Genomic DNA, 25,737 nt, shown 5'->3' on the forward strand with positions numbered 1-25,737 from the left:
CGATGGACCCGCTGGGTGACCTGATCGCCTGGGCGGCCCCCCTCGGCCTCGTGGGCCTTCTTGCCCTCGGCGCGGTGGAGCGGATCGCGCCGGTCCTGCCGTCCTACGGGCTCCTCGTGGCGATCGGGATCGGCGCCGCGGAGGGCCTGTGGCCGGCCCCGCTCGCGGTCCTCGCGCTCACGCTGGGCAGCGCGGCGGCGAGCCTGTCCCTCTACGCCCTGGTCGCGGCGCTGGGCGAGGCGATGGCCCAGCGGTTCCTGCAACGGAGCGCGCGCCTCTTCGGCCTCTCCCCGGTCCGGCTCGCCCACTAGGTGGAGCACTGCCGGGAGCACCAGGCGCTGATCGCCTTCGGCTCCCAGCTCGTGCCGACGGTCCGCCTGATGACCCCCGCGATCGCCGGCCTCCTCCGGGCCGATCCGGGCACCTTCCTTCTCGCCAGCGCCGCGGGCATCGCGGCCTGGAACGGGCTCTTCGTCGGGATCGGCTTCCTCGCCGCCGGGCTCGCCTCCGACATCAACGTCTCCGCCCTCGCCCTCCAGCTCCTCGTCGGCCTCGTCGTCACCGAGGCCCTCGCGGCTCTCGCCTGGCGGCGTCTCCGCCGGCCCGCCGGCCGGCCCCCCTTCCACAACCTCCAGGACAAGCTGCCATGAACCAAGCCACCATCAGCGAGACCTTCGGCTTCTTCCGGGCCTGGCTCGTCAACCCCCTGCGCGTCGCGGCGGTCGTGCCCTCCGGGCAGGCCCTGTCCCAGGCCATCACGGCGGAGATCTCGGCCGCGACCGGGCCCGTCATCGAGCTCGGCCCGGGCACCGGCTCCTTCACCCGCGCCCTCCTCCGCCGCGGCGTCCGCGAGGAGGACCTCGCGCTCATCGAGTACGGCTCGGAATTCGCCGCGGCGCTGAAGCTGCGCTACCCGCGCGCCCAGACGATCTGGCTGGACGCGTCCCGCCTCAACGGGGTGCAGCTCTTCGGTGGCCGCCAGGCCGGCGCCGTCGTGAGCGGCCTTCCCGTGCTCTCCATGCCGCCCCGCCGGGTGATCGCCATCCTGGACGGGTGCTTCGCGAAGATGCGGCCGGGCGGCGCCTTTTACCAGTTCACCTACGGGCCCGCCTGCCCCATCCCGCGCCCGATCCTGGACCGCCTGGGGCTGAAGGCCACGCGCATCGGCGGCACCCTCGCCAACGTGCCGCCCGCCTCGGTGTACCGCATCCGCCAGCGCCAGCCTCGCCCGCTGGGCGAGGGCGCGTGGCCGGCCGCGACGGGCCAGGACAACGATCCCGGGACGCGCGCCCGCGACTGACCAGCGGGTCCGGGCCCGGAAATTCGCTCGTCCGAACCCATACCAATCCTTCCACGCCGACCCCCCACGCCGACCGCAGGCCAAGCCCATGGTGAGAACCGAGAGATGTCCGATGTTTCACAATCCGTGCGTGCGCATGTTTCGCAATCCGTGCGTGCGCACGACGCCCCGATCGTCAGAAGGTCCTGCCTTGCCGGGCTGGGCGCGATGACGGTCGCCGCCTGCACCGCGCGCGCCCCGGGCGCGGCCGGCGATCCCCGGCCGGGCTGGGGCCCGCCCGACATGCCCCCGCAGGCCGGGCGAGGCTTCCTGGTGACCGGGGGGACGAGCGGGATCGGCTACGAGAGCAGCAAGGCCCTGGCGGCCGCGGGCGCCGAGGTCGTGATCGCGGCGCGCAGCCGGGAACGCGGCGAGGAGGCGATCGCGGCCATCCGGCAGGAGGTGCCCGGGGCGCGGCTGCGCTTCGAGAAGCTGGACCTCGCCGACCTCGCATCGGTCCGGGCCCTGGCCGCGCGCCTCCCCGAGGCGCTGCCCCGCCTGGACGGCCTGCTCAACAATGCCGGGGTGATGGAACCGCCGGAGCGCGGCACCTCGGCGGACGGGTACGAGACCCAGTTCGCCGTCAACTACCTCGGCCACTTCGCGCTGACCGCGGAGCTCCTGCCGATGCTGCGGCGGGCCGAGGCGCCGCGCGTCGTCACCCTGTCCAGCATCGCCGCCCGCTACGGCGCCATCAACTTCGAGGACCTGCAGTTCGCGCAGCGCTACGACGCCTCCGCCGCCTACGGCCAGTCGAAGCTGGCCTGCCTTCTCTTCGCGCTCGAGCTGCAGCGCCGCAGCGAGGCGGGGGGCTGGGGCATCCGGAGCATCGCGTCCCATCCCGGCCTCTCGCGCACCAACCTGCAGGCCGGGCACGGCCCCTTCCGCCGCGCCCTGCGGGTGTTGTTCCAGCCGGCCGCGCAGGGGGCGCTGCCGACGCTCTACGCCGCTACGGCGCCGGAGGCGCGGGGCGGCGGCTACTACGGGCCGAACGGCTTCCTGGAGGCGCGCGGCGCCGTCGGCGCCGCCGAGGTGCCGGCGGCGGCGGCCGACGGGGGGGCCGCCGCCCGCCTCTGGACGATCAGCGAGGCGCTGAGCGGGGCGCGCTTCCCGTCCGCCATCGGCTAGCCGGCCCGGCGCGCGCCGCGGGGGGCTGCCCCGCGGGCCGCCTCCGATTTCCCGCGACGCCTATCCCGGCCAACGGGCCGCCCCAGGTGAGGACCCCTGCTTCATGATGCCGTCCACGACGCCGCGCTGGCCGGGCCTGCCGCCGGCCCTGCTCAACCTCCGCCGAGGGGAGACCGGGCCGGTGCTGCTCGCCGGGCTGCTGTTCTTCCTCCTGCTCACGGCGCTGATGCTGCTGCGGCCCGCGCGGGACGCGCTGGGGATGGAGCGCGGGATCGAGAGCATACGCTGGCTGTTCATCGGGACCGCCCTGGCGACGCTGGCGGTGAACCCGGTCTTCGGCTGGCTCGTCAGCCGCCTGCGGCGGCTGCAGTTCATCGGCGCCACCTACGGCTTCTTCGCGCTGAGCCTCGCGGGCTTCTGGGCCCTGCTGATGTTCGCGCCGGAGGCGACCGGCCGGGGCAGCGGCCAGGTGTTCTACGTCTGGTCCAGCGTCTTCAACCTCTTCGTCGTCATGGTCTTCTGGGCGCTGATGGCGGACCGTTTCACCCGCGACCAGGGCGAGCGGCTCTTCGCCCCGATCTCGGTCGGCGGCACGCTCGGCGCCATCTTCGGGCCCTGGCTCACGGCGGGGCTGGCGCGGCCGCTCGGCACCCCCGGCCTGCTCCTCCTCGCGGCCGGCTTCCTGCTGCTCGCCGTGGCGGCCGCCTGGCTGCTCGTGCGATCGTCCCCGGACCGCCCCGACCCGGCCGCCCCGCCCACCTTCCCGGACGAGGCCGAGCGGGTCGGCGGCAGCGCCTGGGCCGGCCTGCGCGCGGTGCTCCGCTCGCGCTACCTGACGGGCATCGCCGCCTATGTCCTGCTGATGACCGTGGTCGCGACGACCATCTACTTCACCCGCCTGCAGATGGTCGCGGCGGTGTCGGACAGCGTCGATGCGCGCGCCGCGATCCTCGGCAGCATCGACATGTGGACGCAGATCGCGGTGCTGGTGCTGCAGCTCACCCTGACCGGCCGGATCATCAGGCGCTTCGGCCTCGGCGCGGCGCTCGCGATCCTGCCCGCCGTCACCGTGCTCGGCTTCCTCGGGCTGGCGCTCTACGGGTCCTTCCTGGTGCTGGTCCTGCTGGAGGCCACTACCCGCGCGGTGCAGCGCGGCATTACCCGGCCCGCGCGCGAGGCGCTATTCACCGCGGTGGACCGCGAGGACAAGTACAAGGCGAAGGCCCTGATCGACACCTTCGTCTACCGCGCCGGCGACGTCGTCGGTGCCCAGACCGAGGGCCTGCTCGGGCGGCTGGGCCTCACCCTTGCCGGGCTGGTGGGCGTGGTCGTGCCGCTGGCGCTGGTCTGGGCCGCGCTCGGGCTCTGGCTCGGCCGCGCGCGGATGCGGCGCGCCGGGCCGCCGGCGGCCGCGGCGACGGAGGACCGGACGACGCACGCCGGCGCCGTGGCCGCTTCGTGATGCAGCCGCCGCCCATGCGGGCGGCGGAGCAACCCCGTGCCGACCGGGATCGAGGGACAGCCGCGCCGACCGGCGTGGGCGAGCTCCCGCCCCCTCCCGCCGCACACACCCCTTCCAGAGGACCAGACACCATGACCGGAACGATGCTGACGAACGACGGCCGGACCCGTCACCTCGGGCGCCGGCCCGCCCTTCTCGCCCTCGGCACGCTGGCGGCTGCCGGCCTCGCGCCGGGCGGCGCGGTGGCACAGGGCGCGCCGGGCGGCGCGATGGCACAGGGCGCGCCGGGCGGCGCGGCGGCACAGGTCGCGCCGAAGCCCGATTGGAGCCCTGCCGAGATGCCCTCCCAGCGCGGGCGCATCTTCCTCGTCACGGGCGGGACCAGCGGCATGGGGTACGAGGACGCCCGGGCCCTGGCCGCCGCCGGGGCCCGCGTGGTGATCGCGGCGCGCAACCCGCAGCGGGGGGAGGAGGCGATCGCCCGGATCCGGCAGGAGGTCCCTGGGGCCGAGCTCGGGTTCGAGGCGGTGGACCTGGCCGAACTCGCCTCGGTCCGTGCGCTGGCCGCCCGTCTCGGCGGGGCGCTGCCGCGGCTCGACGGGCTGATCAACAACGCCGCGATCATGGCGCCGCCGGAGCGCGGCACCTCCGCCGACGGGATGGAGATGCAGTTCGCCACCAACTACGCCGGGCACTTCGTCCTGACGGCCGGGCTGCTCCCCCTGCTCCGCAGGGGCAGCGCGCCCCGGGTCGTCACCCTCTCCAGCATCGCCATCCACCGCGGCAGGATCGACCTCGAGGACCTGCAATCCGCGCGGGCCTATGACGGCTTCACGGCCTATGCCCAGTCGAAGCTGGCCTGCCTGATCTTCGCGATCGAGCTGCAGAGGCGCAGCGAGGCCGCGGGCTGGGGCGTCCAGAGCATGGCGGCCCATCCCGGCGTGGCGGTGACGGAACTCGTCGCGCGCGGGCCGGGGCTGGACAGCGAGGCCGGGCGCCAGTGGTCGGGCATGCGGGAGCGGATGCAGACCGCGGCCCAGGGCGCGCTGCCCACCCTCTACGCCGCCACGGCGCCGGAGGCCCGGGGCGGCGCCTATTACGGGCCGACGGGGCCGAACGAGATCAGCGGCCCGCTCGGCCTGGCAACGGTCCCGGCAGCCGCCCGCGACCCGGCGCTCGCGGCCCGGCTATGGGCGGCCACGGAGGAGCTGACCGGCACGCGCTTCCCTCCGGCCGGGGGCTGAGCCGGCCGGGCGGACAAGGCCCGTCCCGCCCGAATGACGGCGCGCCCCGGTTCGACGGGCCGGGGCGGCCGCGCGGAGGAGGGAACGCCGGCCCCGGAGGTCAGAGCCAACCGCGCTCCCGGAAGCCGCTCAGCTCGGTGCCGGGCGGCGCGTACCAGCCGCCCGCGCGATAGCGCGCGCCCAGCCGCAGCGCCGCCTCCTTGTTCCCGAAGGGGATGCGGAGCGGCGTCTCCTCCTCCCCGACGGCGGTGGCGGGGGTGGCCGGTTCAGGCCTTGCCGGGGAACGCCTCGGGGGCCTCTTGGGGCGCGTCGCGTCCTGCGCGGGGGCCGCCTTCTTCCGGCCTGCCGGGGCGCGCCGCCGGGGAGGGCGGGGCTTCTCCTCCGTCCCTGCCGGTTCGCCGGCGTCGGAAGGGGCGGCCTTGCCGGTGTGCCGGTCGAGGAAGGCGCGGCAGATCGTGCCGGAGGTGGCGTAGCCGCTCGGCGGCTCGATCCCCTTCTGCCGGGCCAGGCTCTCCACGAAGCGCTTCATGGCGGGGGTGGGCGGCAGCTTCCCGCCGCGCGCCTTCCTTGCCCCGCCCCCCGCCGGGCCGAGCAGCGCGGGGTCGATCGCCCCGGCCCCCTCCTGCAGCCGCCCGATGATCCGGCTGGCCTGGGCGCAGACGGCGTCGATCGCGCCCGTCATCTCCTGCTGGCCGACCAGCACCTCGTCCAGCAGGCGCTCCATCTGCGCCGTCACGCCGGGGTCCACCAGCGCCGGGTCCGCGCGCTCCAGCACGGCGTGGAGGGAGAGGCCGCGCTCCGTGGGCACGATGTTCTTGCCGTCGATCGCCAGGAACTCCTGCGCCTTGAGGCCCTTGATGACCTCGGCGCGGGTCGCGGGGGTGCCGATGCCCTTGGCCTCCTTCAGCCGCTCCTGCAGCGCCTCGTCCTCCACGAAGCGCCAGGCGTTCTGCATCGCCTCGATCAGCGTGCCCTCGTTGTAGCGCGGCGGGGGGCGGGTCTCCTTGTCCTCCACAGCGGCGTCGTGCAGGCGCACCGCCTCCCCGTCCCGCAGGGCGGGGAGGAGGGCGGCGTCCTCCCCCTTCTCGTCGGCCGGCTGCCAGTTCGGGAAGGCGGCGCGCCAGCCCATCTCGATCGGCTGGCGCCCGGTGGCCCGGAAGGCGTGGCCGCGCACGTCCAGCAGCGCCGTGGTCTGGCGGTAGCGGAAATCCGGCATCATGGCGGCGAGGTAGGAGCGCGCGATCACGTCGAACAGCTTGCGCTCGTCGATCGAGAGGCGCGGCCAGACCTCGCGCAGGGTCTCCACCGTGTTCACGTTGGGGATCACGGCGTGGTGGCTGGCCCCGGCCAGGCCCCGGTCGTGGAAGGCGCCGCCGGCGCCGCGGCGGATCACAGGCGGATCGGGCACCGGCACCTCGGCGAAGGACCGCCCGGCGCGCAGCCCCGCCACGATCCGCGGCGCGTCGGGGATCGCGCTCTCCGGCAGGTAGCGGGTCTCGGCGCGTGGGTAGGTGATGACCTTCTTGCCCTCGCCGTCGTAGAGCTGCTGCGCCACCTCCAGCGTGCGCGCGGCGGACCAGCCGAAACGGGAGCCGCAGAGCTTCTGGAGCGAGGGCAGGTCGTGCAGCCGGGGCGGGGACTGGCGCTTGTCCTCTACCTTAACGGAGATCGGGCCCTCGAAGCTCTCCGCCACCGCGGCGATCGCCTCCGCGTCCTCGCGCTTCAGGATCCGTTCCTTCGGCGCGTGGCGCATGCGGAAGGGGCCGGCCGCGGCCGCGGCCTCGGCGGTGGCCACCACCTCGAAATAGGCCTGGGGGACGAAGTTGCGGATCTCCAGCTCCCGCCGGCACACGATGGCCAGGGTCGGCGTCTTCACCCGGCCCACGCCGATCACGGTGCGCGCCCCGCGGGCCAGGGTGACGGTGGCGGTGCGGGTGAGGGAGAGGTTGTAGATCTGGTCCGCCTGCCGTCGCGCCACGGCGGCGGCGTAGAGGCGGGCGTACTCGGCATTCGGCCTGGCCCGGGCGAAGGCCTCCCGGATGGTCTGGGGATCCTGGGCGGTGAAGATTACCCGCATGACCCGGCCGCGATACTTCAGATGCTCCAGGATCTCCTGCCCGATGAGCTGGCCCTCCCGATCGCAGTCCGTGGCGAGCCAGACGCATTTCGCGCCCTTCAGCGCGGCGCGGATGGCCTGGAGCTTGGAGGCCTTGTTGCCGCCCCGGGCGGGCTTGGTGGCGTAGAGCCCTTCCGGCCGCAGCAGGACCGGGGACCAGCGCTTCCACTCCGGGGAGACCTCCTCCGGCTCTTCCAGATCGAAGAGATGCCCTTCCGCCGGCAGGATCGCGCCGTAGCGGCCGCCCACCGCGGCCCGCACGTCCTTCGCCTGGCTGGTCTTCTCGGTGATGACGATCTGGTCGGTCATGGCAGCCCTTCGCCTGTTCTCTAAAGGTTCCGAAGCGGGCTTGCCAATCCCAGCCGTTTCTTCCCTGCGGGGCGGTTGTTGGGACCGCCCGGCCACCCCAAATTTACCCTGGCGCAACCGCCGGTAGCGGCCCCAAATGCAGAGTGCGCGGGGCCGCAATGCGGCTGGAATGGTGGTGAGCCGCAAAACAGGTCTGGGCATTCGGGCGCGAAGGCCCCAGATGGGCGCCTTCCCGCGCAGAGCACTTCCTCAGGGTGCTCCGGGGGCGCGGGTGTTCTTTGCGGGTGTTTCCGGGAGGGGATTGGCATGGCGGCGACGGACGCGGGCGCACTGGTTCTGGATGAGCGCGAGGAGGCCCTCCTCGCCGCGCTGCCCGAGGCCGAGGGCCAGGCGCTGCGCCAGCTGGCGGAAATTGCCCGGAACCGCGGCCACGTGACCCACGCCGAGCTCGAGGCCGCGCTGCCGAGCGACCAGATCTCCTCTGACCGCATCGAGGACGCGCTGCGCGTCCTCGCCTATCTCGGCGTCGAGGTGGCCGAGGGCGAGGATTCCGAGGAGGCCGAGGAAGGCGAGACCGCCGCCAGCCGCCCGGGCGCGGCCGCGGAGGAGGACGAGGAGGCCGTCGGCAACATCAAGGCCGACACCGGCATCAACGCCGACCCGGTGCGTATGTACCTGCGCGACATGGGCGAGAAGATGCTTCTCACCCGTGAGGGCGAGATCGCGATCGCCAAGCGCATCGAGGCCGGGCGGGCCATGATGATCGAGGGGCTGTGCGAGGCCCCCCTGGTGCTGGACGCCATCCTCGGCTGGGCCGCCGCCGTGCGGGAGGAGCGCATGCTGCTCCGCGACGTGCTCGACCTCGAGGCGACCGCGGGCGCCGGCGAGGGACCGCTGGAGGACGCCGCCGGCGGCGGCGAGGACGATGGCGAGGAGGCCGAGGGCAGCTCCGGCACCGTCTCCCCCTCCGTGTTGGAGCAGCAGGTGAAGCCGGAGGCGCTGGCCGCCTTCGCCGCCATCGAGGCGGCCTATGAGGGGCTGCGCGGCCTCCAGGCCCAGCGCATGACGGCCTATGCCGAGGGTGCCTCCCTCTCGCGCGGGGATGCGGCGGACTATACCCGCCTGCGCGGAGAGCTGGTGGCCCTCGTCGGCCGGCTGCACCTGCACGCCAACCGCATCGCCGAGCTCGTGGACCGCATGCGCGAGGTCAACAAGCGGCTTACCGCCGCCGAGGGCCGGCTGCTCCGCGTGGCGGAGAGCGCCGGCGTGAAGCGCGACGACTTCCTGGCGGTGTACCGCGCCAGCGGCTCCTCCCCCGACTTCATCGCGGGGCTGGCCAACCGCAAGGGCAAGGGCTGGATGGCGCTGGCCACCCGCTACGCCGAGGCGGCCGAGGCCGCCCGATCCGCGATCCTGACCATCGCCGCCGATGCGGGGATGCCGGTGGACGAGTTCCGCCGCGTCCAGGCCGTGGTGGCGCGGGGCGAGCGCGACATGAACGGGGCGAAGAAGGAGATGACGGAGGCCAACCTGCGCCTCGTGATCTCCATTGCCAAGAAGTACACGAACCGCGGCCTGCAGCTGCTCGACCTCGTGCAGGAGGGCAACATCGGCCTGATGAAGGCGGTGGACAAGTTCGAGTACCGCCGCGGCTTCAAGTTCAGCACCTACGCCACCTGGTGGATCCGCCAGTCCGTCACCCGCGCCATCGCGGACCAGGCGCGCACCATCCGCGTGCCCGTCCACATGACGGAGACGGTGAACAAGCTGAACCGCACCAGCCGCCAGATGATGCACGAGCTGGGCCGCGAGCCGACGCCGGCCGAGCTGGCCGCCAAGCTGGGCCTGCCCGTGGACAAGGTGGTGAAGGCGCAGAAGATCGCGCGCGAGCCGATCAGCCTGGAAACCCCGATCGGCGACGAGGAGGACAGCCACCTCGGCGACTTCATCCGGGACGACAACGCCGTCATGCCGCTCGACGTCGCGGTCCATGCCGGCCTGCGCGACGCGGCGACCCGCGCGCTGTCCGAGCTGAGCCCGCGCGAGGAGCGCGTGCTGCGGATGCGCTTCGGCATCGGCGTGAACTCCGACCACACCCTGGAAGAGGTGGGGCAGCAGTTCAACGTGACCCGCGAGCGCATCCGCCAGATCGAGGCGAAGGCGCTGAAGAAGCTGCAGCACCCCACCCGCTCCAAGCAGCTCCGCAGCTTCCTCGACGGGGTCTGATACGGCGCTGTCCGGGACCAGGGGGCGCTGCCCCCTGGAACCCCCCGCCAAGGGCCTGAGGCCCCTGGACCCCCATCCGGCTGCCGCCGCGCCGTCCTGATACGGGGTCTCTGCGTGACGGGCCTCTTCCTGCCTTTGCAGTCGCCTCGGGTCATCGACCCGAGGCGCACCGTCAGCCGAGAGAGACCAACTCCTAGAGAAAGATGATGGTGAGGGGTCCGGGGAGAGGAAGAATTCCTTCTTCCTCTCCCTGGCCACGGACCGGACGCGGCAGGATCAGGCCGGAACCGGCCGCGTGTCGTCCACCGCGCGCCCATCGTTCGGCAGCGTTCCCGGCGGGACCAGCGACACCTCGCCGCGCAGCCCGGCGACGGTGCGGAGGGCCGTGGACAGCGCCTCCCGCAGCGCCGGGTCCTCGGGTGCCTCGGCCCGCAGCTCCAGCCGGTCCCCGTCCTCCCCCGCCGAGATGACGAGGCGCAGCCGCCCGAGGCCCGGGAATTGCCGCGCCAGTGCCGCCGCCATCTCAGGCCGCACGAAGAGGCCGCGGACCTTCGCGGCCTGGTCGGCGCGGCCCATCCAGCCGCGGATGCGGGTGTTGGTGCGGCCGCAGGGGCTGGGGCCCGGCATGATCGCGGAGAGATCGCCGGTGGCGAAGCGGATGAGGGGGTAGGCCTCGCTCAGGACGGTGACGACCACCTCGCCCACCTCGCCCTCCGGCACGGGGTCGCCGGTGCCGGGGCGGACGATCTCGACGATCACCTCCTCGTCGAGGATCAGGCCTTCGCGCGCCTCGCTCTCGTAGGCGATCACGCCGCACTCGGCGGTGGCGTAGGATTGCAGCACGGTGAGGCCGCGGTCCCCGTACCACTGCCGCAGGGCGGGCAGGTAGGCGCCGCCGGAGACGTGGCCGTAGCGGAGGGAGGAGGTGTCCAGCCCCATCGCGTCCGCCCGCTCCAGGACGATCCGCAGGAAGTCCGGCGTGCCGCACCAGGCGCGGGGGCGCAGGCGGGCCATCGCGCCCGCCTGGGCTTCCGTGTTGCCGGTACCGGCGGGGATGACGGGGCAGCCCAGCGCCATCGCCCCGCCTTCCAGCATGAAGCCGGCGGGGGTGAAGTGGTAGGCGAAGCAGTTCTGCATCACGTCGCCGGCCCGCAGCCCCGTGGCGTGCAGGGCGCGGGCGAAGCGGAAAGTGTCGGCGCCGCGCCCCTGCGGCTCGTGGATCGGGCCGGGGGAGACGAAGATGCGGGCGAGGTTGCCGATTGGCACGCCGTTCAGCCCGGCGAAGGGCGGGTCTGCCGCCTGCGCCGCGATCAGGTCCGACTTGCGGGTGACGGGCAGTTCCGCCAGCGCCGCGCGTGAGGCGATGTCCTCCGGCGCGAAGCCGGAGAGCGTGCGCGCCGCGTGAGCGGAGCCGGCGGCGGCGCGGGCCAGCAGGAAGGGCAGGCTTTCCATCAGCTCTGCCTCGCGCCGCTCCGGCGGGCGGGTCTCCAGGTCGTCGAAGTGCCCGGTCACAGCCAGCGCTTCCGGCGCTTGTAGGATTTCAGGCCCCGGAAGGAGCGACGGTCCTTGCCGTGGCCGCCGAGGTAGAACTCCTTCACGTCCTCGTTCGAGGCGAGGTCGGCCGCCGTGCCGTCCAGCACGACCTTGCCCCCTTCCATGACGTAGCCGAAATCCGCGACGGAGAGGGCCATGCGCGCGTTCTGCTCCACCAGCAGGATCGTCACCCCGAGCTCGGCGTTGATGCGGCGAATGATGCCGAACACCTCCTTCACCAGCAGGGGGGAGAGGCCCATGGAGGGCTCGTCCATCAGGATGAGCTTCGGGCGCGCCATCAGCGCGCGCCCGATCGCCAGCATCTGCTGCTCCCCGCCGGAGAGATAGCCGGCGAGGCCGGTGCGCTCCTTCAGGCGGGGGAAGAACTCGTAAACCCTCTCGATGTCCTGCCGCACCTCGTTGTCCCGGCGCGTGTAGGCGCCGAGGCGGAGGTTCTCCAGGCAGGTCATGTCGGAGATGATCCGGCGCCCCTCCATCACCTGAAAGATGCCGCGCCGGACGATCTCATGCGGGTCGATGCCGTCGATCCGCTCGCCGGCGAAGCGCACCTCGCCGCGCGTGACCTCGCCCTCCTCGGTCTTCAGCAGGCCGCTGATGGCCTTCAGCGTGGTGGACTTCCCGGCGCCATTGGCCCCGAGAAGCGCCACGATCTTGCCCTGCGGCACCGCGAGGGAGAGTCCGCGCAGCACGAGGATGACGTCGTTGTACACGACCTCGATGTTCGCCACCTCGAGCAGCGGCGTCGCGACCGCCGCCGCCGGGGTGGGGGAGGGTTGCTGCGCGGCGTCCAACATCACCAGCCCAGCAGCTCGCGCTTGCGCTCGAGCTCCACGGTCGTCACAGGCTCCAGCCGCATCGTGCCCGCGCGGATCAGCTCGCCCACCGAGCCCTGGGCTGTGTCGCCCGTGACCACGGCGCGGTAGATCGCCACCCGCATGGTGCCGCGATGGTCCTCCGCGGTGAAGGTGGAGGGGGTGCAGACGCCCTCGAAGCCGCGCGGCACCCAATTGGTGCGCTCGTAGAAGGCCTTCTGGATGCGCTCGCCCGTCACCTGCCCGCCATTGGCGGCGGCGGTGTCCATCGCCTCCACCATCAGCATCGCGGCGCAGGCGCCGGCGAGATAGTGGACGGGGCGGTAGGCGGTGCCGGCGGGGTCGGAGATACGGCTGATTGCCCGGATCGCCTCCATCCCCGGCGCGTCCTGCCCGGTGACGACCTGCGTCCGCACGGGGAAGACCACGCCGTTGGCCGCCGTGCCCGCGGCCTTCATGGCGTTCTCGTCCATGCCCCAGACATTGCCCATAAACTGCACCTGCACCCCCGCCGCCTGGCAGGCGCGCAGCACGGAGATGTTGGAGCCGGCGGTGTTGCCGAGATAGGCGTAGTTCACGCCCTGCTGGCGCAGCGTCAGGCACTGCGCGGTGTAGTCGCCGGGAGCGAGGGCGAACTGGATCGCCGGCACCACGTCGAAGCCCAGCTCCCGCGCCATGGCCTCCCCCGCCTCCTTCGGCGAGTTCGGGTAGGGGTGGTTGCCGCCCATGTGGACGTATTTCGGCCGGCCGGACTGTCCCCGCGCCTTCCAGTCATCCGCCGCCCAGCGCAGCATCCCCCGCAGCGCGTCCGAGTAGGAGGGGCCGAAGAAGAAGTTGTACGGGGATGCTTCCACGCCCGCGCGACCGGACTTGCCGCCCGCATCCGTCAGCGCGGCAGAGTAGGAGCCGGAGATGAAGGGGATGCGGTCCCGGTTCACGAAGCGCACCAGCGCCTCCGTGTCCGCCGTGCCCCAGCCCTGGATGGCCACCACCCGCTCCCGGCCCGTCCAGGCCTGGTACTGGGAGACGGCGCGCGGCGCCTGGTAGCCGTAGTCGAAGCCCAGCACGTTCAACTGGCGGCCGCCCACGCCCTGGCGCGTTTGGTTCACCCAGGCCAGCGTGTCCGCCACCCCCTGGCCATAGGGCACGCCGACGTCGGAGGTGGCGCCGGAATTGTCCATCAGGTGCCCGACGGGGATGCGCTGCTGCGCCACCGCCGGCGCCGCGATCGCAATGGTCGCCGCCAGGGCGAGGAGTGCCTTCATACGTCCGTTTCCCTCTGTTGTTGCCGGCCGCTTTCCGCGGCTCGTCGTCGCTAAGAATGGGTTCAGTGCGAGTAGGGGTAGAGCTTCCAGTAGGCCTTGATAAGCTTCCAGCGATGGGCCAGCCCATCCGGCTCGAAGATCAGGAACAGGATAATCGCGGCGCCGATCGCCATCTCCCGCAGGAAGGAGATGTTGCCGCCGATCTTCAGCGCCCGGTCCAGCGCGCCGCCCGCGAGCAGGTCCGCCCCGGACTGCACCACCTCCGGCAGCGCCACCATGAAGGCCGCGCCCATGAGGCTGCCCATGATGGAGCCGAGCCCGCCGATGATCACCATCCCCAGGAACTGGATGGAGAAGAGGATGTTGAAGGCCTCCACGGAGACGAAGAGGAGGTGGTGCGCGTAGAGCGCGCCGCCGACACCCGCGTAGAAGCTCGCGATCCCGAAGGAGAGGGTGCGGTAATAGGCGAGGTTGATGCCCATGATCTCGGCGGAGAGGTAGTGGTCCCGCACCGCGACCAGCGCCCGCCCGTCCCGCGTGCGCATCAGGTTGGCGGCGGCCACGAACATGATCACGACGAAGGCGAGGACGAGGTAGAAGTAGCTCTCCTCCCGGTCGAAGGCGAAGCCGCCGAGGGTGGGGGATTCCGTCATCCGCCCGGAGACGCCGCCGGTGAACCACTGCGCGCGGGCGAAGAAGTCCTCCAGGATGAACTGGGCGGCCAGCGTCGCGATTGCGAGGTAGAGGCCCTTCAGCCGCGCGGCCGGTGCCCCGAACATCAGCCCCACCGCCGCCGCGATCACCCCGGCCAGCGGGATGCAGAGCAGCACGGGTATCCCGAAGCGCTCGTGCAGCCAGGCCGAGGCGAAGGCGCCGAGCCCGAAGAAGGCGGCGTGCCCGATGCTGATCTGCCCGCTGAACCCGACGAGGATGTTCAGCCCCAGCGCCGCGATGCCGAGCGTGCCGATGTTGATGAGCAGCCCCAGAAGGTAGCGGTCCAGCACCAGCGGCGCGAGGCAGAGCAGCGCCAGCCCGACCCAGAGGGCAGCGCGGCTCCCGAAGGTCGGGAAGATCGTCGTGTCCGCGCGGTAGCTCGTGCGGAAGTCGCCGGTGGGAGCGAGAACGGCCATGGGGTCAGATCCGCTCGATGTTCTTCGTGCCGAACAGCCCGTAGGGCTTGATCAGCAGGATCAGCAGCAGGGCGTAGAAGGGCGCCACCTGATACATGTTGCCGAGGTTCAGCCATTCGCTGTCCACGTACTGCGCCAGGTTCTCCAGCACGCCGACGATCAGCCCGCCCAGCACCGCGCCCACCACGGAATCCAGCCCGCCGAGGATGACGGCCGGGAAGACCTTGATGCCGTAGACCGAGAGCGCCGCGGAGACGCCGTTCACCATGCCAACCGTGACGCCGGCCACCGCCGAGACGGCCGCGGAGATCGCCCAGGCCATGGCGAAGACGCGGGGAACGGAGATGCCGAGCGACTGCGCCACCTGCTGGTCGAAGGCCGTGGCCCGCATGGCCAGCCCGTGGCGGGAGTAGCGGAAGAACCAGCCGAACCCCGCCATGATGGCGAGGGAGATGCCGAGAGAGAGCAGGTAGGCGGACTGCACCTCCAGCCCCAGCACGGAGACGCGCTCGGTCGCGAACACCGCCGGGAAGGGCTTGGCGAAGACGCCGAAGATCCACTTCATCAGCGCCTGGAAGAAGATGCCCAGCCCGATGGTGGCCATGATCACGCTGATCACCGGCTCCCCGATCAGGGGCCGCAGCACCACGGCCTGCAGGATGATCCCGAACAGCGTCATGAAGACGAGGGTGAAGAGGAACCCGACCGCGAAGGGCAGCTGCCACTCCGTCAGGAACCACCAGCACACCCAGGCGCCGACGAGGAGGAACTCGCCCTGGGCGAAGTTCACCACCTGGGATGCCTTGTAGATCAGCACGAAGGACATCGCGACCACGCCGTAGAGCGCGCCGACGATCAGCCCGTTGACGAGAAGCTGGAGGAGGAAGGACCCGCCCATAATCAGGCCGCCTCCGCCACGCGGTTCATGGAGGCGACGCGGAGGGTGGTCCGTACCCGCTGCTTCGTGCCGTCCTGGAAGGTGATGGTGGTGTCCACGGGGATCGCCTCCTCGCCGGCGTAGATCGCGTCGATGATCCCGCCGTAGTTCCGGTTGATCACGCCGCGGCGGACCTTTCGCGTGCGGGTCAGCTCCTCGTCATCCGCGTCCAGCTCCTTGTAGAGCAGCACGAAGTCGCGGATCCGCTGTGCCGGGGGCAGGGTGGCGTTCACCTTCTCCACCTCGCCCCGCAGCAGATCCAGCACCTGCGGGCGGGCCGAAAGGTCGGAATAGGTGGTGAAGGCGATCCGGTTCCGCTCCGCCCACTTGGAGACGATGGGGAAGCGGATGCAGATCAGCGCCGCCAGATGCGGGCGGCCGTCGCCCAGCACCACGGCCTCCGCGACGTAGGGGCTGAACTTCAGCTTGTTCTCGATGAACTGCGGGCTGAACCGCTCCCCGCGCTCGGTCGTCGCGATGTCCTTCACGCGGTCGATCACGACGAGCTGGCCGTCCTTGTCGAAGTAGCCGGCATCCCCGGTGTGCAGCCAGCCGTCCCGGATGTCGGAGTTCTCCACCACGCCGTGGTAGCCGCTGAACATGTTGCCGTGCCGCGTGACGATCTCGCCCACGCCGTTGGCGTCGGGGTCCAGCACCCGAAGCTCGACACCCTCGAAGGCCACGCCGACCGTATCCAGGCTCACCGCCTCCGGCCGGTGCAGGGTATAGGCCCCCAGCAGCTCCGTCTGGCCGTAGAGCTGGCGCAGCGGCACGCCCATGGCCTGGAAGAAGCGGAAGGTGTCCGGCCCCATCGCCGCGCCGCCCGTGGCCGCCGAGGTCAGGCGCGTGAAGCCCAGCCGGTCCCGCAGGGCGCGGAACAGCAGCAGGTCCGCCAGCCGGGACCGCCGCCCCTTTGCCTGCGCCGCCAGCCCCAGCTTCAGGCCCCAGTCGAAGGCCCGGCGCTTGAGGGGGGAGGCGTCCATCACCTTCGCCCGCACCTCCGCCGCGATCGTCTCCCATACGCGGGGGGCCAGCAGCACGAAGCTCGGCCCGACCTCCCGCAGGTCGGCCATCGTCGTCTCGGGTTCCTCGACGAAGGAAACCCGCATCCGCGCCACCAGCCCGAAGCCGAAGACGTACATCTGCTCCATGATCCAGGGCAGCGGCAGCACGGAAACGTACTCGTCCCCCGGCCCCTTCGGATCGGCCGCCAGGTAGGTCTCGGCGTGCCGCACCAGCGCGCGGCCGCAGAGCATGGCGAGCTTCGGGCGGGCGGTGGTGCCGGATGTCGTGCAGAGGACGGCGCAGCGCTCGCCATCCGTCGCGTCCACCAGCCCGTCCCAGGCCGCCGGGTCCGCCGCGTGCGCCGCCTCTCCTGCCGCAACGAGGTCGGCCATGGGCAGCAGGCGGGGATCGCTGTACTTCCGCATCCCCCGCGGGTCGGAATAGATGATGTGCCGCAGCGACGGCACGGATTCCGCGATGTTAAGGAGCTTGTCCACCTGCTCCTCGTCCTCCGCGATCACCGCCGTGGCGCCGGCGCGGAGCAGGAGGTCGGCCACCTCGTCCTCGAGCCCGTCGCGGTAGAGGCCGAGGGAGCGGGCGCCGAGCGCGTGGGCCGCGATCTCCCCCATCACCCAGTCCGGCCGGTTGTCGCCGATCAGCCCGATCACCGACTCCCCGTCCACGCCCAGGGATCGCAGCCCGAGCGCGATGGCCCGGGTGCGTGCCTCGTACTCGGCCCAGGTGAAGCAGCGCCAGATGCCGAAAGCCTTCTCACGCAACGCCACCTCGCCGCCATGGGCGCGGGCGTTGCGGCGGAGAAGGCGGGGCAGCGTGTCCTCGGGCGCCCGGTGAGGGGCGCTCATGCCTCCACCGTCTCCGGCACCGCGTCGTCCTCGCCGAGATAGGCGCGGCGCACCTCCGGGTGGGCCAGCACCTCCTCCGGCCGCCCCTCCGTCAGCTTGCGGCCGAAATCCAGCACCATGACGCGGTGCGAGATGTCCATCACCACGTCCATATCGTGCTCGATCATCAGGATCGTCATGCCCCACTCCTCGTTGAGGTCGAGGATGGTGCGGGCCATCTCCTCCTTCTCCTCGAGGTTCATGCCGGCCATCGGCTCGTCCAGCAGCAGCAGCTTCGGCCGCAGCGCGACGGCGCGCGCCAGCTCCACCTGCTTGCGCAGCCCGTAGGAGAGGGTGCCGGCCTGCGCCTTGCGGATGTGCTGGATGCCCAGGAAGTCGATGATCTCCTCGACCTCCCGCCGGTGCGCCAGCTCCTCCTGCTGCGCCCCGCCGAACCAGTAGGCCATGCCGGAGAGGAAGCCGGAGCGCAGCAGGTGGTGGCGGCCGACCATGATGTTGTCGAGCACGCTCATGTGCCCAAACAGCGCGAGGTTCTGGAAGGTCCGCCCGATGCCGATCGCCGCGCGCCGGTTCGGCCGCATCCGCGTGATGTCCTGATCGTCGAACAGGATCCGCCCCTCCGTCGGCCGGTACCGCCCGGAGACGAGGTTGAGCATGGAGGTCTTGCCGGCGCCGTTCGGGCCGATCACGGAAAAGACCTCGCCCTGCTGCACGGCAAAGGACAGATCCGTCAGCGCCCTGATGCCGCCGAAGCGCAGGGACACGGAATCCGCCCGCAGGATCGGCGCGTGCTCGCCCACCCGAACGCTCCCTCAAATTCTTTGTTGCGCCTACCATGGCTGGACCCCTCCCCATTAAGCAAGGGGGATGGTCCCGGCGTCCGGACGAAGGGCTGCCCGGATCAGGATGCAGGCAAGGGAACTCGCGTCGTTGGCGGGGCGTGCAGAGAAGGTGCTGCCGAGCCCTTCGGTCGCGATGCACCCTCATGCGTCGCTGCAACGGCGCTGATCCTGGGCTGTCGGTCCGTGGCCAGGGAGAGGAAGAAGGAATTCTTCCTCTCCCCGGGCCCCTCACCATCATCTTCTTCTAGGCTGTGGTCTCACCCTGCTGCCGGTGCGCCTCGGGTCGATGACCCGAGGCGACTGCAAGGGCAGGAAGGGGCCCGTCACCCCGAAACACCGTCCCAGGACGGCGCGGCGGCAGCCAGATGGGGGTCCAGGGGCCTCAGGCCCTTGGCGGGGGTCCAGGGGGCGGAGCCCCTTGGGCGGCGAAGAGCTTGCCTTTCGCACTCGGGTTGGCGTAAAGCACGGTCGCGGCCGAGGGTTTAACCCGCGGTTGCGCACCCATACGTGGGTGTTTCCCTCTGCAATGGCCCGGTGAGCCGGGCAAGACGTGCCATCCGGCCGGCCCATGGCGGGCGCGGGGTGGGGCGCAGGACCCCAGGGCGGCTTGCCGCCTTCTCAGGAAAACAGAGCTACATGGCTTCTGCCACCACCCTCGACCGGGCATCGTCCTCCATGGGCGCCGGCGGCGAGGATTTCGCCTCCCTTCTCGATGCCACGCTGGGCGCCGACACCGGGTTTGCCGGCTCGGTCGTCACCGGCAAGGTGATCCGCATCGATGACGACGTCGCGGTCGTCGATGTCGGTCTCAAGTCCGAGGGGCGCGTGCCCCTGCGTGAGTTCGCCCCCCAGGGCGCCAAGCCCGAGGTGAAGCCGGGCGACCTCGTCGAGCTCTTCGTGGAGCGCTACGAGGACCGCGACGGCTCCATCGTGCTGAGCCGCGAGAAGGCCCGCCGCGAGGAGGCCTGGACGAACCTGGAGAAGCAGTTCCAGGCGAATGTCCGCGTCAACGGCGTGATCTTTGGCCGCGTGAAGGGTGGCTTCACGGTCGACCTCGGCGGGGCTGTCGCCTTCCTGCCCGGCTCCCAGGTGGATATCCGCCCGGTGCGCGACGTCGGGCCGCTGATGGGCTCCCCGCAGCCCTTTCAGATCCTGAAGATGGACCGCGCCCGCGGGAACATCGTGGTCAGCCGCCGCGCCGTCCTCGAGGAGACCCGTGCGGAGCAGCGCTCCGAGCTGATCCAGGGCCTCAAGGAAGGCATGGTGCTCGACGGCGTGGTGAAGAACATCACCGATTACGGCGCTTTCGTGGACCTGGGCGGCGTGGACGGCCTGCTGCACGTCACGGACATCGCCTGGCGCCGGATCAACCACCCCTCCGAGGCGCTGACCATCGGCCAGCCCGTCAAGGTGCAGGTGATCCGCTTCAACCCGGAGACCCAGCGCATCAGCCTCGGCATGAAGCAGCTGATGGCCGATCCGTGGGATGGCGTTGCCGCCAAGTACCCGGTGCAGGGCAAGTTCTCGGGCCGCGTGACGAACATCACCGACTACGGCGCCTTCGTGGAGCTGGAGCCGGGCGTCGAGGGCCTCGTGCACGTGTCCGAGATGTCCTGGACGAAGAAGAACGTCCACCCCGGCAAGATCGTCGCCACCTCCCAGGAGGTCGAGGTGATGATTCTGGACGTGGACGAGCCGAAGCGCCGCATCTCGCTCGGCCTGAAGCAGGCCCAGGGCAACCCTTGGGAGGTCTTCATGGAGGCCAACCCGCCGGGCACGATCGTCGAGGGCGAGGTCCGCAACATCACCGAGTTCGGTCTGTTCGTGGGCCTGGCGCCGGAGATCGACGGCATGGTCCACATGTCCGACCTGTCGTGGGACCTGTCGCCGGAGCAGGCGATGGCGAACTACAACAAGGGCGACACGGTCAAGGCCAAGGTCCTCGACATCGACATCGAGAAGGAGCGCATCTCCCTCGGCATCAAGCAGCTCGAGGCCGACCCGGCCGCCGAGGTGTTGGACAAGGTGCGCAAGGGCGATGTCGTCACCTGCACGGTGACCAAGGTCGAGGCCAACGGCATCGAGGTGAAGGTTGACGAGGTCCTGACGGGCTTCATCCGCCGCGCCGAGCTGGCCCGCGACCGCAACGACCAGCGGCCCGAGAAGTTCGCGATCGGCGAGAAGGTCGATGCGAAGGTGACGGCCGTGGACCGCGCCGCCCGCCGCCTGGCCCTGACCATCAAGGGCAAGGAGATCGAGGAGGAGCGTCAGGCGGTGCAGGATTACGGCACCTCCGACAGCGGCGCCTCGCTGGGCGACATCCTCGGCGCGGCCATCCGCCGCCGGAACCTCTCCTCGGACGAGTGATCGTCCGCCGGGAGGCAGTTTGAAAGGGGCCGTCCCGCGAGGGGCGGCCCTTTTTCTTTGGGCATCGCGGCGTCCGCTTCGCCCTGATCCGGGTCTTGCACGGCCCTCGCCGCCGGCGTCGGGGTGGCGCACCGGTCGTTCCCCGGGGGGCTTTGCCCCTTGGAACCCCCACCGGGGTAGCGGCGGCCACCCCGGATCCCGCGATCGGGCTGCCGCGGATGTGGTGGTCGAGGGCGGCGCTTGAGGACCTTCGACACCGTGTCGGCCCGGGCCGCCGCGGTCAGCCGGGCATCCCGCGGCAGCTCCTTAGAAGAAAATGTGAGGGGGTTGGAGGCACTGCCTCCAACGGGGAAGAGAACTCCTTCTCTCCCCTGGGGCCACCTGCGCCGCGGACACAAAAAAGGCGGGCGCCCCTGGGGCCGCCCGCCTTTCCGTGGGATGGGCCGGCGCTCAGCGGTCCCGCATTTCCATCTGCCGGTTGGTGGTGAGCGCCACGAGGGTGCAGACGACGCCGGAGAGGAGATAGGCCCCGACGGAGGCCACGCCGAACGCGTTGGACAGGGCCAGGACCGCCAGGGGGGCGAAGCCTGCGCCGATGAGCCAGGCGATGTCCGAGGTGAGGGCGGAGCCCGTGTACCGGACGCGGCGGTTGAAGCTGGAGGCCACGGCGCCGCTGGACTGGCCGAAGGAGAGGCCGAGCAGGGCGAAGCCAAGGATGACGAAGGTGTCCGGGCCCGAGCTGCGCCCGGCCAGGAGGAAGGGGCCGCCGATCGCGAAGGCGCCGATGAGGACCGCGCTGATGGCGAGCAGGCGCCGGCGGCCGATGAGGTCGCCGAGCCAGCCAGAGAGCAGGACCGTGAACAGCATCATGGCGGAGCCGATCATCTGGGCTTCCAGCACGTCCCGGCCGTCGCGGTCGGTCTGGAGGATGATCCAGGCCAGCGGGAAGACGGTGACGAGGTGGAACAGGGCAAAGGTGGCCAGCGGGACGAAGGCGCCGATGAGGACGTTGCGCCCGTTGGTGTTCACCAGCTCCCCGATCCCGACGGGCTGGAGCTCGTCCTTCTCCAGCAGGTTGGAGAACTCGTCGGTGGCCACGATGCGGAGGCGGGCGAAGAGGGCCACCACGTTGACCGCGAAGGCCACGAAGAAGGGGTAGCGCCAGCCCCATTCCTGGAAATCCGCGTCCGGCAGGGCGGAGAGGAGGAAGGCGAAGATGGCCGCCGCCAGAAGGAAGCCCAGCGGGGCGCCAAGCTGGGGCAGCATGGCGTACCAGCCCCGCTTCTCGTGGGGGGCGTTGAGGGCCAGGAGGGAGGCCAGCCCGTCCCAGGTGCCGCCGAGGGCGAGGCCCTGCGCGAAGCGGAACAGGCCGAGCAGGACCGCCGCCCAGCCGCCGACCCAGCCATGGCCCGGCAGGAAGGCGATGCCGGCGGTGGCGGAGCCCAGCAGGAAGAGGGCGATGGTGAGCTTCACCGCCCGGCCATGGCGCCGGTCCAGCCACATGAAGATGGCGGACCCGATCGGCCGGGCCACGAAGGCCAGCGCGAAAAGGGCGAAGGAGAGGAGCATCGCCGTGTTCGGGCTGGATTCCGGGAAGAGGAAGCGCGGAAACACCAGGACCGTGGCGATGGCGTAGACGAAGAAGTCGAAGAACTCCGACGTGCGGCCGATGACCACGCCGATGGCGATCTCGCCCGGTGCGACGCGGTGCTCCTTTGCCCCGTGGGTGCGGTTGGCCTCGCGCGCGTGGCGTTCCAGCTCCGTCGAATGCGGCTGGCCGGCGGAGTGCGCCATGCCCTGGGGCCCGATGCTCGTGCTCAAGTCCAACCCTCACCTAATATAAGGCAATCCTGCGTACGCGCGGGAACGCCGGGCGGGAACGCCGGTGCAGCGCGCCCGCGCCATATGTCATGGCATTGCGCGTGGAACCGATAGGACAAAGTGTCCTATCCCCCTCGGGTTGCGGAATCTCTATGTCCGCGCTGCGCTGCACCATGGTCCACGAGTGAACGGCATGTCCCGCAAGATCCTGCGTCTTCTGCCCCTGATGGCCATCATGGCCCTCCTCACCGGCTGCAAGCTCTCCATCCTCAACCCCTCGGGGGACGTGGCGGTGCAGCAGCGCGACCTCATCGTCGCCTCCACCGTGCTGATGCTCATCATCGTCGTGCCGGTGCTGCTGCTCATCTTCTACTTCGCTTGGCGCTACCGCGCCTCCAACACGAAGGCGAAGTACGATCCGGACTGGTACCACTCCACGAGTCTCGAGGTTCTCATCTGGACCGCGCCGCTGGTCATCATCGTGGCGCTGGGCGCGCTCACCTGGGTGAGCACGCACCTGCTCGACCCCTACCGCCCGCTGGCGCGGATCGACGCCGCCCGGCCCGTGCCGGAGGGCGTGGCGCCGATCGAGGTGGACGTGGTGGCGCTCGACTGGAAGTGGCTGTTCATCTACCCCCAGCAGGGCTTCGCGACCGTGAACGAGCTGGCCGTGCCGGTGGATGTGCCGATCCAGTTCCGGCTCAGCGCCTCCTCCGTGATGAACACCCTCTCCGTGCCGGAGATGGCGGGGATGATCTACGCCATGCCGGGGATGGTGACGAAGCTGCACGCCGTGATGAACAAGCCGGGCGACTACCACGGCTTCTCCGGCCACTACAGCGGCGCGGGCTTCTCCGACATGCGCTTCACCATGCGCGCCATGCCCCAGGCCGATTTCGACCGCTGGGTGGCCGAGACGAGGGCGGGCCAGGGCGGCAATCTCGGGCGCGAGGAGTACCTCACCCTCGCCCGGCCGAGCATCAAGGACGCGCCGCGCCGCTTCGCCTCCGTCGATCCCGGCCTGTTCGGCGCCATCGCCGACCAGTGCGTGGAGCCCGGCCGGATGTGCATGAGCGAGATGGCGCGGCTGGACGCGCGCGGCGGCATCGGCCCCGTGGCCGCGATCAACACGGCCACCCGGCGCGTCCACGCCGGCGGCGTGGCCCGGCGCGAGGGCGTGGGCCACGAGTCCGACCGCCCCTACGTGCTGGACTTCTGCACCCCGAGCCGGCCCACGGGCCTGCCCACCGAGACCAGCGAGGCGGGGCCTGTCCTGGCCCTCGCCCCTACCCCCCTGACCGGAACCGCTGAGTAAGCCATGTTCTCCAACCCGGATTTCTGGACCTCCGTCTTCGGGCGGCTCTCCCTGGAGAGCTTCCCGATCCACGACCCCATCCTCGTCGGCACCTTCGTCGTGGTGGCGCTGGGCGGGCTCGCGCTGCTGGGGGCGATCACCTACTTCCGCCTCTGGGGCTACCTGTGGAAGGAGTGGTTCACGAGCGTGGACCACAAGCGGATCGGGATCATGTACGTGGTCCTGGCCATCGTGATGCTGCTGCGCGGCTTTGCGGACGCGCTGATGATGCGCGGCCAGCAGGCCGTCGCCTTCGGGAACGAGGGCTTCCTGCCCCCGCACCACTACGACCAGATCTTCACCGCCCACGGCGTGATCATGATCTTCTTCGTCGCCATGCCGCTGGTGACGGGGCTGATGAACCTCGTGGTGCCGCTTCAGATCGGTGCCCGCGACGTCTCCTTTCCCTTCCTGAACAACTTCAGCTTCTGGATGACGGCGGCGGGCGCGGTCATCGTGATGATGTCCCTCTTCATCGGCGAGTTCGCGATGACGGGCTGGCTGGCCTTCCCGCCGCTCTCCGACATCACGAACAGCCCGGGCGTGGGGGTAGACTACTATATCTGGGCGCTGCAGGTGGCGGGCGTCGGGACAACGTTGTCCGGCGTGAACCTGATCGCGACCATCGTGAAGATGCGCGCGCCGGGCATGACGATGATGAAGCTGCCCGTCTTCACCTGGACGGCGCTGTGCAGCAACATCCTCATCGTCGCCTCCTTCCCCGTGCTGGGCGCAACGCTGGCGCTGCTCTCGCTGGACCGCTACGTCGGCACGAACTTCTTCACCGCGGGCCTCGGCGGCAACGCGATGATGTACGTGAACCTGATCTGGATCTGGGGCCACCCGGAGGTCTACATCCTGATCCTGCCGGCCTTCGGCGTCTTCTCCGAGATCACCTCCACCTTCTCCGGCAAGCGCCTCTTCGGCTACACCTCCATGGTCTACGCGACCGTGGTCATCACCATCCTCGCCTACCTGGTCTGGCTGCACCACTTCTTCACCATGGGGTCGGGGGCCAGCGTGAACTCGTTCTTCGGGATCACGACGATGATCATCTCGATCCCGACGGGCGCGAAGATCTTCAACTGGCTGTTCACCATGTTCCGCGGCCGCATCCGGTACGAGGTGCCGATGATGTGGGTGGTGGGCTTCATGCCGACCTTCGTGATCGGCGGCATGACGGGCGTGATGCTGGCCATCCCGCCGGCGGACTTCCAGTTCCACAACACGCTGTTCCTGGTGGCGCACTTCCACAACGTGATCATCGGCGGCGTGCTGTTCGGCATGCTGGCCGGCATCACCTACTGGTTCCCCAAGGCCTTCGGCTACAAGCTGGACCCGTTCTGGGGGAAGATGTCCTTCTGGTTCTGGCTCGTGGGCTTCTGGGTGGCCTTCACCCCGCTCTACGTGCTCGGCCTCATGGGCGTGACGCGCCGCCTGAACCACTTTGAGGACAGCTCGATCCAGATCTGGTTCATCATCGCGGCCTTTGGCGCCGTGCTGATCGCCTGCGGCATTGCCAGCTTCCTGGTCCAGCTCGTGGTGAGCTACCTGCGCCGGAACGAGCTGCGCGACGTGACGGGCGACCCGTGGGACGGGCGGACGCTGGAGTGGGCCACCTCCTCCCCGCCGCCGGCCTACAACTTTGCCTTTACCCCCATCATCCACGACCACGACGCCTGGTCCGACATGAAGAAGCGGGGCTACACGCGGCCGCTGGCGGGCTTCCAGCCCATCCACATGCCGAAGAGCACGGGCACGGGGGTGATCCTCTCGGTCCTTTCCATCGCCTTCGCCTTCGGCATGATCTGGTACATGTGGTGGCTGGCGGCCGGCAGCTTCGCGCTGATCGTGCTCGTCGCCATCGCCCACACCTTCAACTACCACCGGGACTACTGGATCCCAGCCGACGAGGTGGCGCGGACCGAGCAGGCCCGCAGCGCCGCCCTGGCGGGGGAGTAGG

Annotated in this window: 19 protein-coding genes; 10 read left to right on the forward strand and 9 right to left on the reverse strand. The window is 70.8% G+C overall.

Annotated elements, in window-relative coordinates; translation table 11 throughout:
* The first annotated feature begins 2 nt into the window (after window positions 1-2).
* From VQH23_RS09360 to VQH23_RS09385, 6 genes are all read left to right on the forward strand, one after another.
* Window positions 3-311, forward strand: a complete 309-nt coding sequence (locus VQH23_RS09360; RefSeq protein ID WP_338665368.1) for a hypothetical protein — start codon at window positions 3-5, stop codon at window positions 309-311.
* Entirely contained in the window at window positions 312-650 is a 339-nt protein-coding gene (locus VQH23_RS09365) for a hypothetical protein (protein WP_338665369.1), read from the forward strand. It abuts the gene before it with no gap.
* The gene (locus VQH23_RS09370) at window positions 647-1,300 is read left to right on the forward strand and encodes a hypothetical protein (protein ID WP_338665370.1); all 654 of its coding nucleotides are present in this window, start codon (window positions 647-649) and stop codon (window positions 1,298-1,300) included. Before VQH23_RS09365 ends, VQH23_RS09370 begins: the two co-directional genes overlap by 4 nt.
* A gap of 150 nt (window positions 1,301-1,450) precedes the next feature.
* On the forward strand, window positions 1,451-2,467 hold the full coding sequence (locus VQH23_RS09375) for an SDR family oxidoreductase (protein ID WP_338665371.1): 1,017 nt from the start codon (window positions 1,451-1,453) through the stop codon (window positions 2,465-2,467).
* Window positions 2,468-2,570: 103 nt separating this feature from the next.
* Window positions 2,571-3,929, forward strand: coding sequence for an MFS transporter (locus VQH23_RS09380; protein WP_338665372.1), 1,359 nt, complete (start codon window positions 2,571-2,573; stop codon window positions 3,927-3,929).
* 131 nt (window positions 3,930-4,060) lie between these two features.
* Window positions 4,061-5,173 carry an SDR family oxidoreductase gene (locus tag VQH23_RS09385; protein ID WP_338665373.1) on the forward strand — a complete coding sequence of 371 codons (1,113 nt, stop codon included), beginning with the start codon at window positions 4,061-4,063 and terminating at the stop codon, window positions 5,171-5,173.
* Between the two features lie 100 nt (window positions 5,174-5,273).
* On the opposite strand, the gene VQH23_RS09390 is transcribed toward VQH23_RS09385, so the two are convergent.
* The gene (locus tag VQH23_RS09390) at window positions 5,274-7,598 is read right to left on the reverse strand and encodes a DNA topoisomerase (protein ID WP_338665374.1); all 2,325 of its coding nucleotides are present in this window, start codon (window positions 7,596-7,598) and stop codon (window positions 5,274-5,276) included.
* A gap of 306 nt (window positions 7,599-7,904) precedes the next feature.
* Between VQH23_RS09390 and rpoD the strand changes: the two genes are divergently transcribed.
* The gene (gene rpoD / locus VQH23_RS09395; protein ID WP_338665375.1) at window positions 7,905-9,824 is read left to right on the forward strand and encodes an RNA polymerase sigma factor RpoD; all 1,920 of its coding nucleotides are present in this window, start codon (window positions 7,905-7,907) and stop codon (window positions 9,822-9,824) included.
* A gap of 276 nt (window positions 9,825-10,100) precedes the next feature.
* On the opposite strand, the gene VQH23_RS09400 is transcribed toward rpoD, so the two are convergent.
* The 7 genes from VQH23_RS09400 to VQH23_RS09430 all read right to left on the reverse strand — a co-directional run bounded on the left by VQH23_RS09400 (window position 10,101) and on the right by VQH23_RS09430 (window position 18,190).
* Window positions 10,101-11,336 carry an AMP-binding protein gene (locus tag VQH23_RS09400; protein WP_338665376.1) on the reverse strand — a complete coding sequence of 412 codons (1,236 nt, stop codon included), beginning with the start codon at window positions 11,334-11,336 and terminating at the stop codon, window positions 10,101-10,103.
* Window positions 11,333-12,172, reverse strand: a complete 840-nt coding sequence (locus VQH23_RS09405) for an ABC transporter ATP-binding protein (RefSeq protein WP_338666080.1) — start codon at window positions 12,170-12,172, stop codon at window positions 11,333-11,335. Before VQH23_RS09405 ends, VQH23_RS09400 begins: the two co-directional genes overlap by 4 nt.
* The gene (locus tag VQH23_RS09410) at window positions 12,172-13,455 is read right to left on the reverse strand and encodes an ABC transporter substrate-binding protein (RefSeq protein WP_338665377.1); all 1,284 of its coding nucleotides are present in this window, start codon (window positions 13,453-13,455) and stop codon (window positions 12,172-12,174) included. The genes VQH23_RS09405 and VQH23_RS09410 overlap by 1 nt, the downstream gene beginning before the upstream one ends.
* Window positions 13,456-13,517: 62 nt before the next feature.
* Window positions 13,518-14,585, reverse strand: coding sequence for a branched-chain amino acid ABC transporter permease (locus VQH23_RS09415; protein WP_338665378.1), 1,068 nt, complete (start codon window positions 14,583-14,585; stop codon window positions 13,518-13,520).
* Window positions 14,586-14,589: 4 nt separating this feature from the next.
* Window positions 14,590-15,483 (reverse strand): branched-chain amino acid ABC transporter permease, encoded by an 894-nt coding sequence (locus tag VQH23_RS09420; protein WP_338665379.1) that lies wholly within the window; start codon window positions 15,481-15,483, stop codon window positions 14,590-14,592.
* Between the two features lie 2 nt (window positions 15,484-15,485).
* On the reverse strand, window positions 15,486-17,390 hold the full coding sequence (locus tag VQH23_RS09425) for an AMP-binding protein (RefSeq protein WP_338665380.1): 1,905 nt from the start codon (window positions 17,388-17,390) through the stop codon (window positions 15,486-15,488).
* Window positions 17,387-18,190 (reverse strand): ABC transporter ATP-binding protein, encoded by an 804-nt coding sequence (locus VQH23_RS09430; RefSeq protein ID WP_338665381.1) that lies wholly within the window; start codon window positions 18,188-18,190, stop codon window positions 17,387-17,389. The genes VQH23_RS09425 and VQH23_RS09430 overlap by 4 nt, the downstream gene beginning before the upstream one ends.
* Before the next feature lie 678 nt (window positions 18,191-18,868).
* Between VQH23_RS09430 and rpsA the strand changes: the two genes are divergently transcribed.
* On the forward strand, window positions 18,869-20,599 hold the full coding sequence (gene rpsA / locus VQH23_RS09435) for a 30S ribosomal protein S1 (RefSeq protein WP_338665382.1): 1,731 nt from the start codon (window positions 18,869-18,871) through the stop codon (window positions 20,597-20,599).
* Between the two features lie 450 nt (window positions 20,600-21,049).
* Here rpsA and VQH23_RS09440 read toward each other — a convergent pair whose 3' ends face one another.
* Window positions 21,050-22,420, reverse strand: coding sequence for an MFS transporter (locus tag VQH23_RS09440; RefSeq protein ID WP_338665383.1), 1,371 nt, complete (start codon window positions 22,418-22,420; stop codon window positions 21,050-21,052).
* Window positions 22,421-22,613: 193 nt separating this feature from the next.
* On the opposite strand from VQH23_RS09440, the gene cyoA reads away from it, so the two are divergent.
* Window positions 22,614-23,735 (forward strand): ubiquinol oxidase subunit II, encoded by a 1,122-nt coding sequence (gene cyoA / locus VQH23_RS09445; protein WP_338665384.1) that lies wholly within the window; start codon window positions 22,614-22,616, stop codon window positions 23,733-23,735.
* A 3-nt stretch (window positions 23,736-23,738) separates the two neighbouring features.
* Entirely contained in the window at window positions 23,739-25,736 is a 1,998-nt protein-coding gene (cyoB, locus tag VQH23_RS09450; protein ID WP_338665385.1) for a cytochrome o ubiquinol oxidase subunit I, read from the forward strand.
* Window position 25,737 lies beyond the last annotated feature (1 nt).

The organism is Pararoseomonas sp. SCSIO 73927, from assembly GCF_037040815.1.
In the GTDB taxonomy this organism is placed as follows: Bacteria; Pseudomonadota; Alphaproteobacteria; order Acetobacterales; family Acetobacteraceae; genus Roseomonas.

What these genes read in the sequence shown, in the direction of transcription:
- rpsA (WP_338665382.1), top strand. Translation starts at nt 18,869, where the DNA reads ATGGCTTCTGCCACCACCCTCGACCGGGCATCGTCCTCCATGGGCGCC.
- VQH23_RS09405 (WP_338666080.1), bottom strand. Translation starts at nt 12,172, where the DNA reads ATGTTGGACGCCGCGCAGCAACCCTCCCCCACCCCGGCGGCGGCGGTC.
- VQH23_RS09360 (WP_338665368.1), top strand. Translation starts at nt 3, where the DNA reads ATGGACCCGCTGGGTGACCTGATCGCCTGGGCGGCCCCCCTCGGCCTC.
- VQH23_RS09420 (WP_338665379.1), bottom strand. Translation starts at nt 15,483, where the DNA reads ATGGGCGGGTCCTTCCTCCTCCAGCTTCTCGTCAACGGGCTGATCGTC.
- VQH23_RS09380 (WP_338665372.1), top strand. Translation starts at nt 2,571, where the DNA reads ATGATGCCGTCCACGACGCCGCGCTGGCCGGGCCTGCCGCCGGCCCTG.
- VQH23_RS09415 (WP_338665378.1), bottom strand. Translation starts at nt 14,585, where the DNA reads ATGGCCGTTCTCGCTCCCACCGGCGACTTCCGCACGAGCTACCGCGCG.
- cyoA (WP_338665384.1), top strand. Translation starts at nt 22,614, where the DNA reads ATGTCCCGCAAGATCCTGCGTCTTCTGCCCCTGATGGCCATCATGGCC.
- VQH23_RS09425 (WP_338665380.1), bottom strand. Translation starts at nt 17,390, where the DNA reads ATGAGCGCCCCTCACCGGGCGCCCGAGGACACGCTGCCCCGCCTTCTC.
- VQH23_RS09390 (WP_338665374.1), bottom strand. Translation starts at nt 7,598, where the DNA reads ATGACCGACCAGATCGTCATCACCGAGAAGACCAGCCAGGCGAAGGAC.
- cyoB (WP_338665385.1), top strand. Translation starts at nt 23,739, where the DNA reads ATGTTCTCCAACCCGGATTTCTGGACCTCCGTCTTCGGGCGGCTCTCC.
- rpoD (WP_338665375.1), top strand. Translation starts at nt 7,905, where the DNA reads ATGGCGGCGACGGACGCGGGCGCACTGGTTCTGGATGAGCGCGAGGAG.
- VQH23_RS09385 (WP_338665373.1), top strand. Translation starts at nt 4,061, where the DNA reads ATGACCGGAACGATGCTGACGAACGACGGCCGGACCCGTCACCTCGGG.
- VQH23_RS09410 (WP_338665377.1), bottom strand. Translation starts at nt 13,455, where the DNA reads ATGAAGGCACTCCTCGCCCTGGCGGCGACCATTGCGATCGCGGCGCCG.
- VQH23_RS09370 (WP_338665370.1), top strand. Translation starts at nt 647, where the DNA reads ATGAACCAAGCCACCATCAGCGAGACCTTCGGCTTCTTCCGGGCCTGG.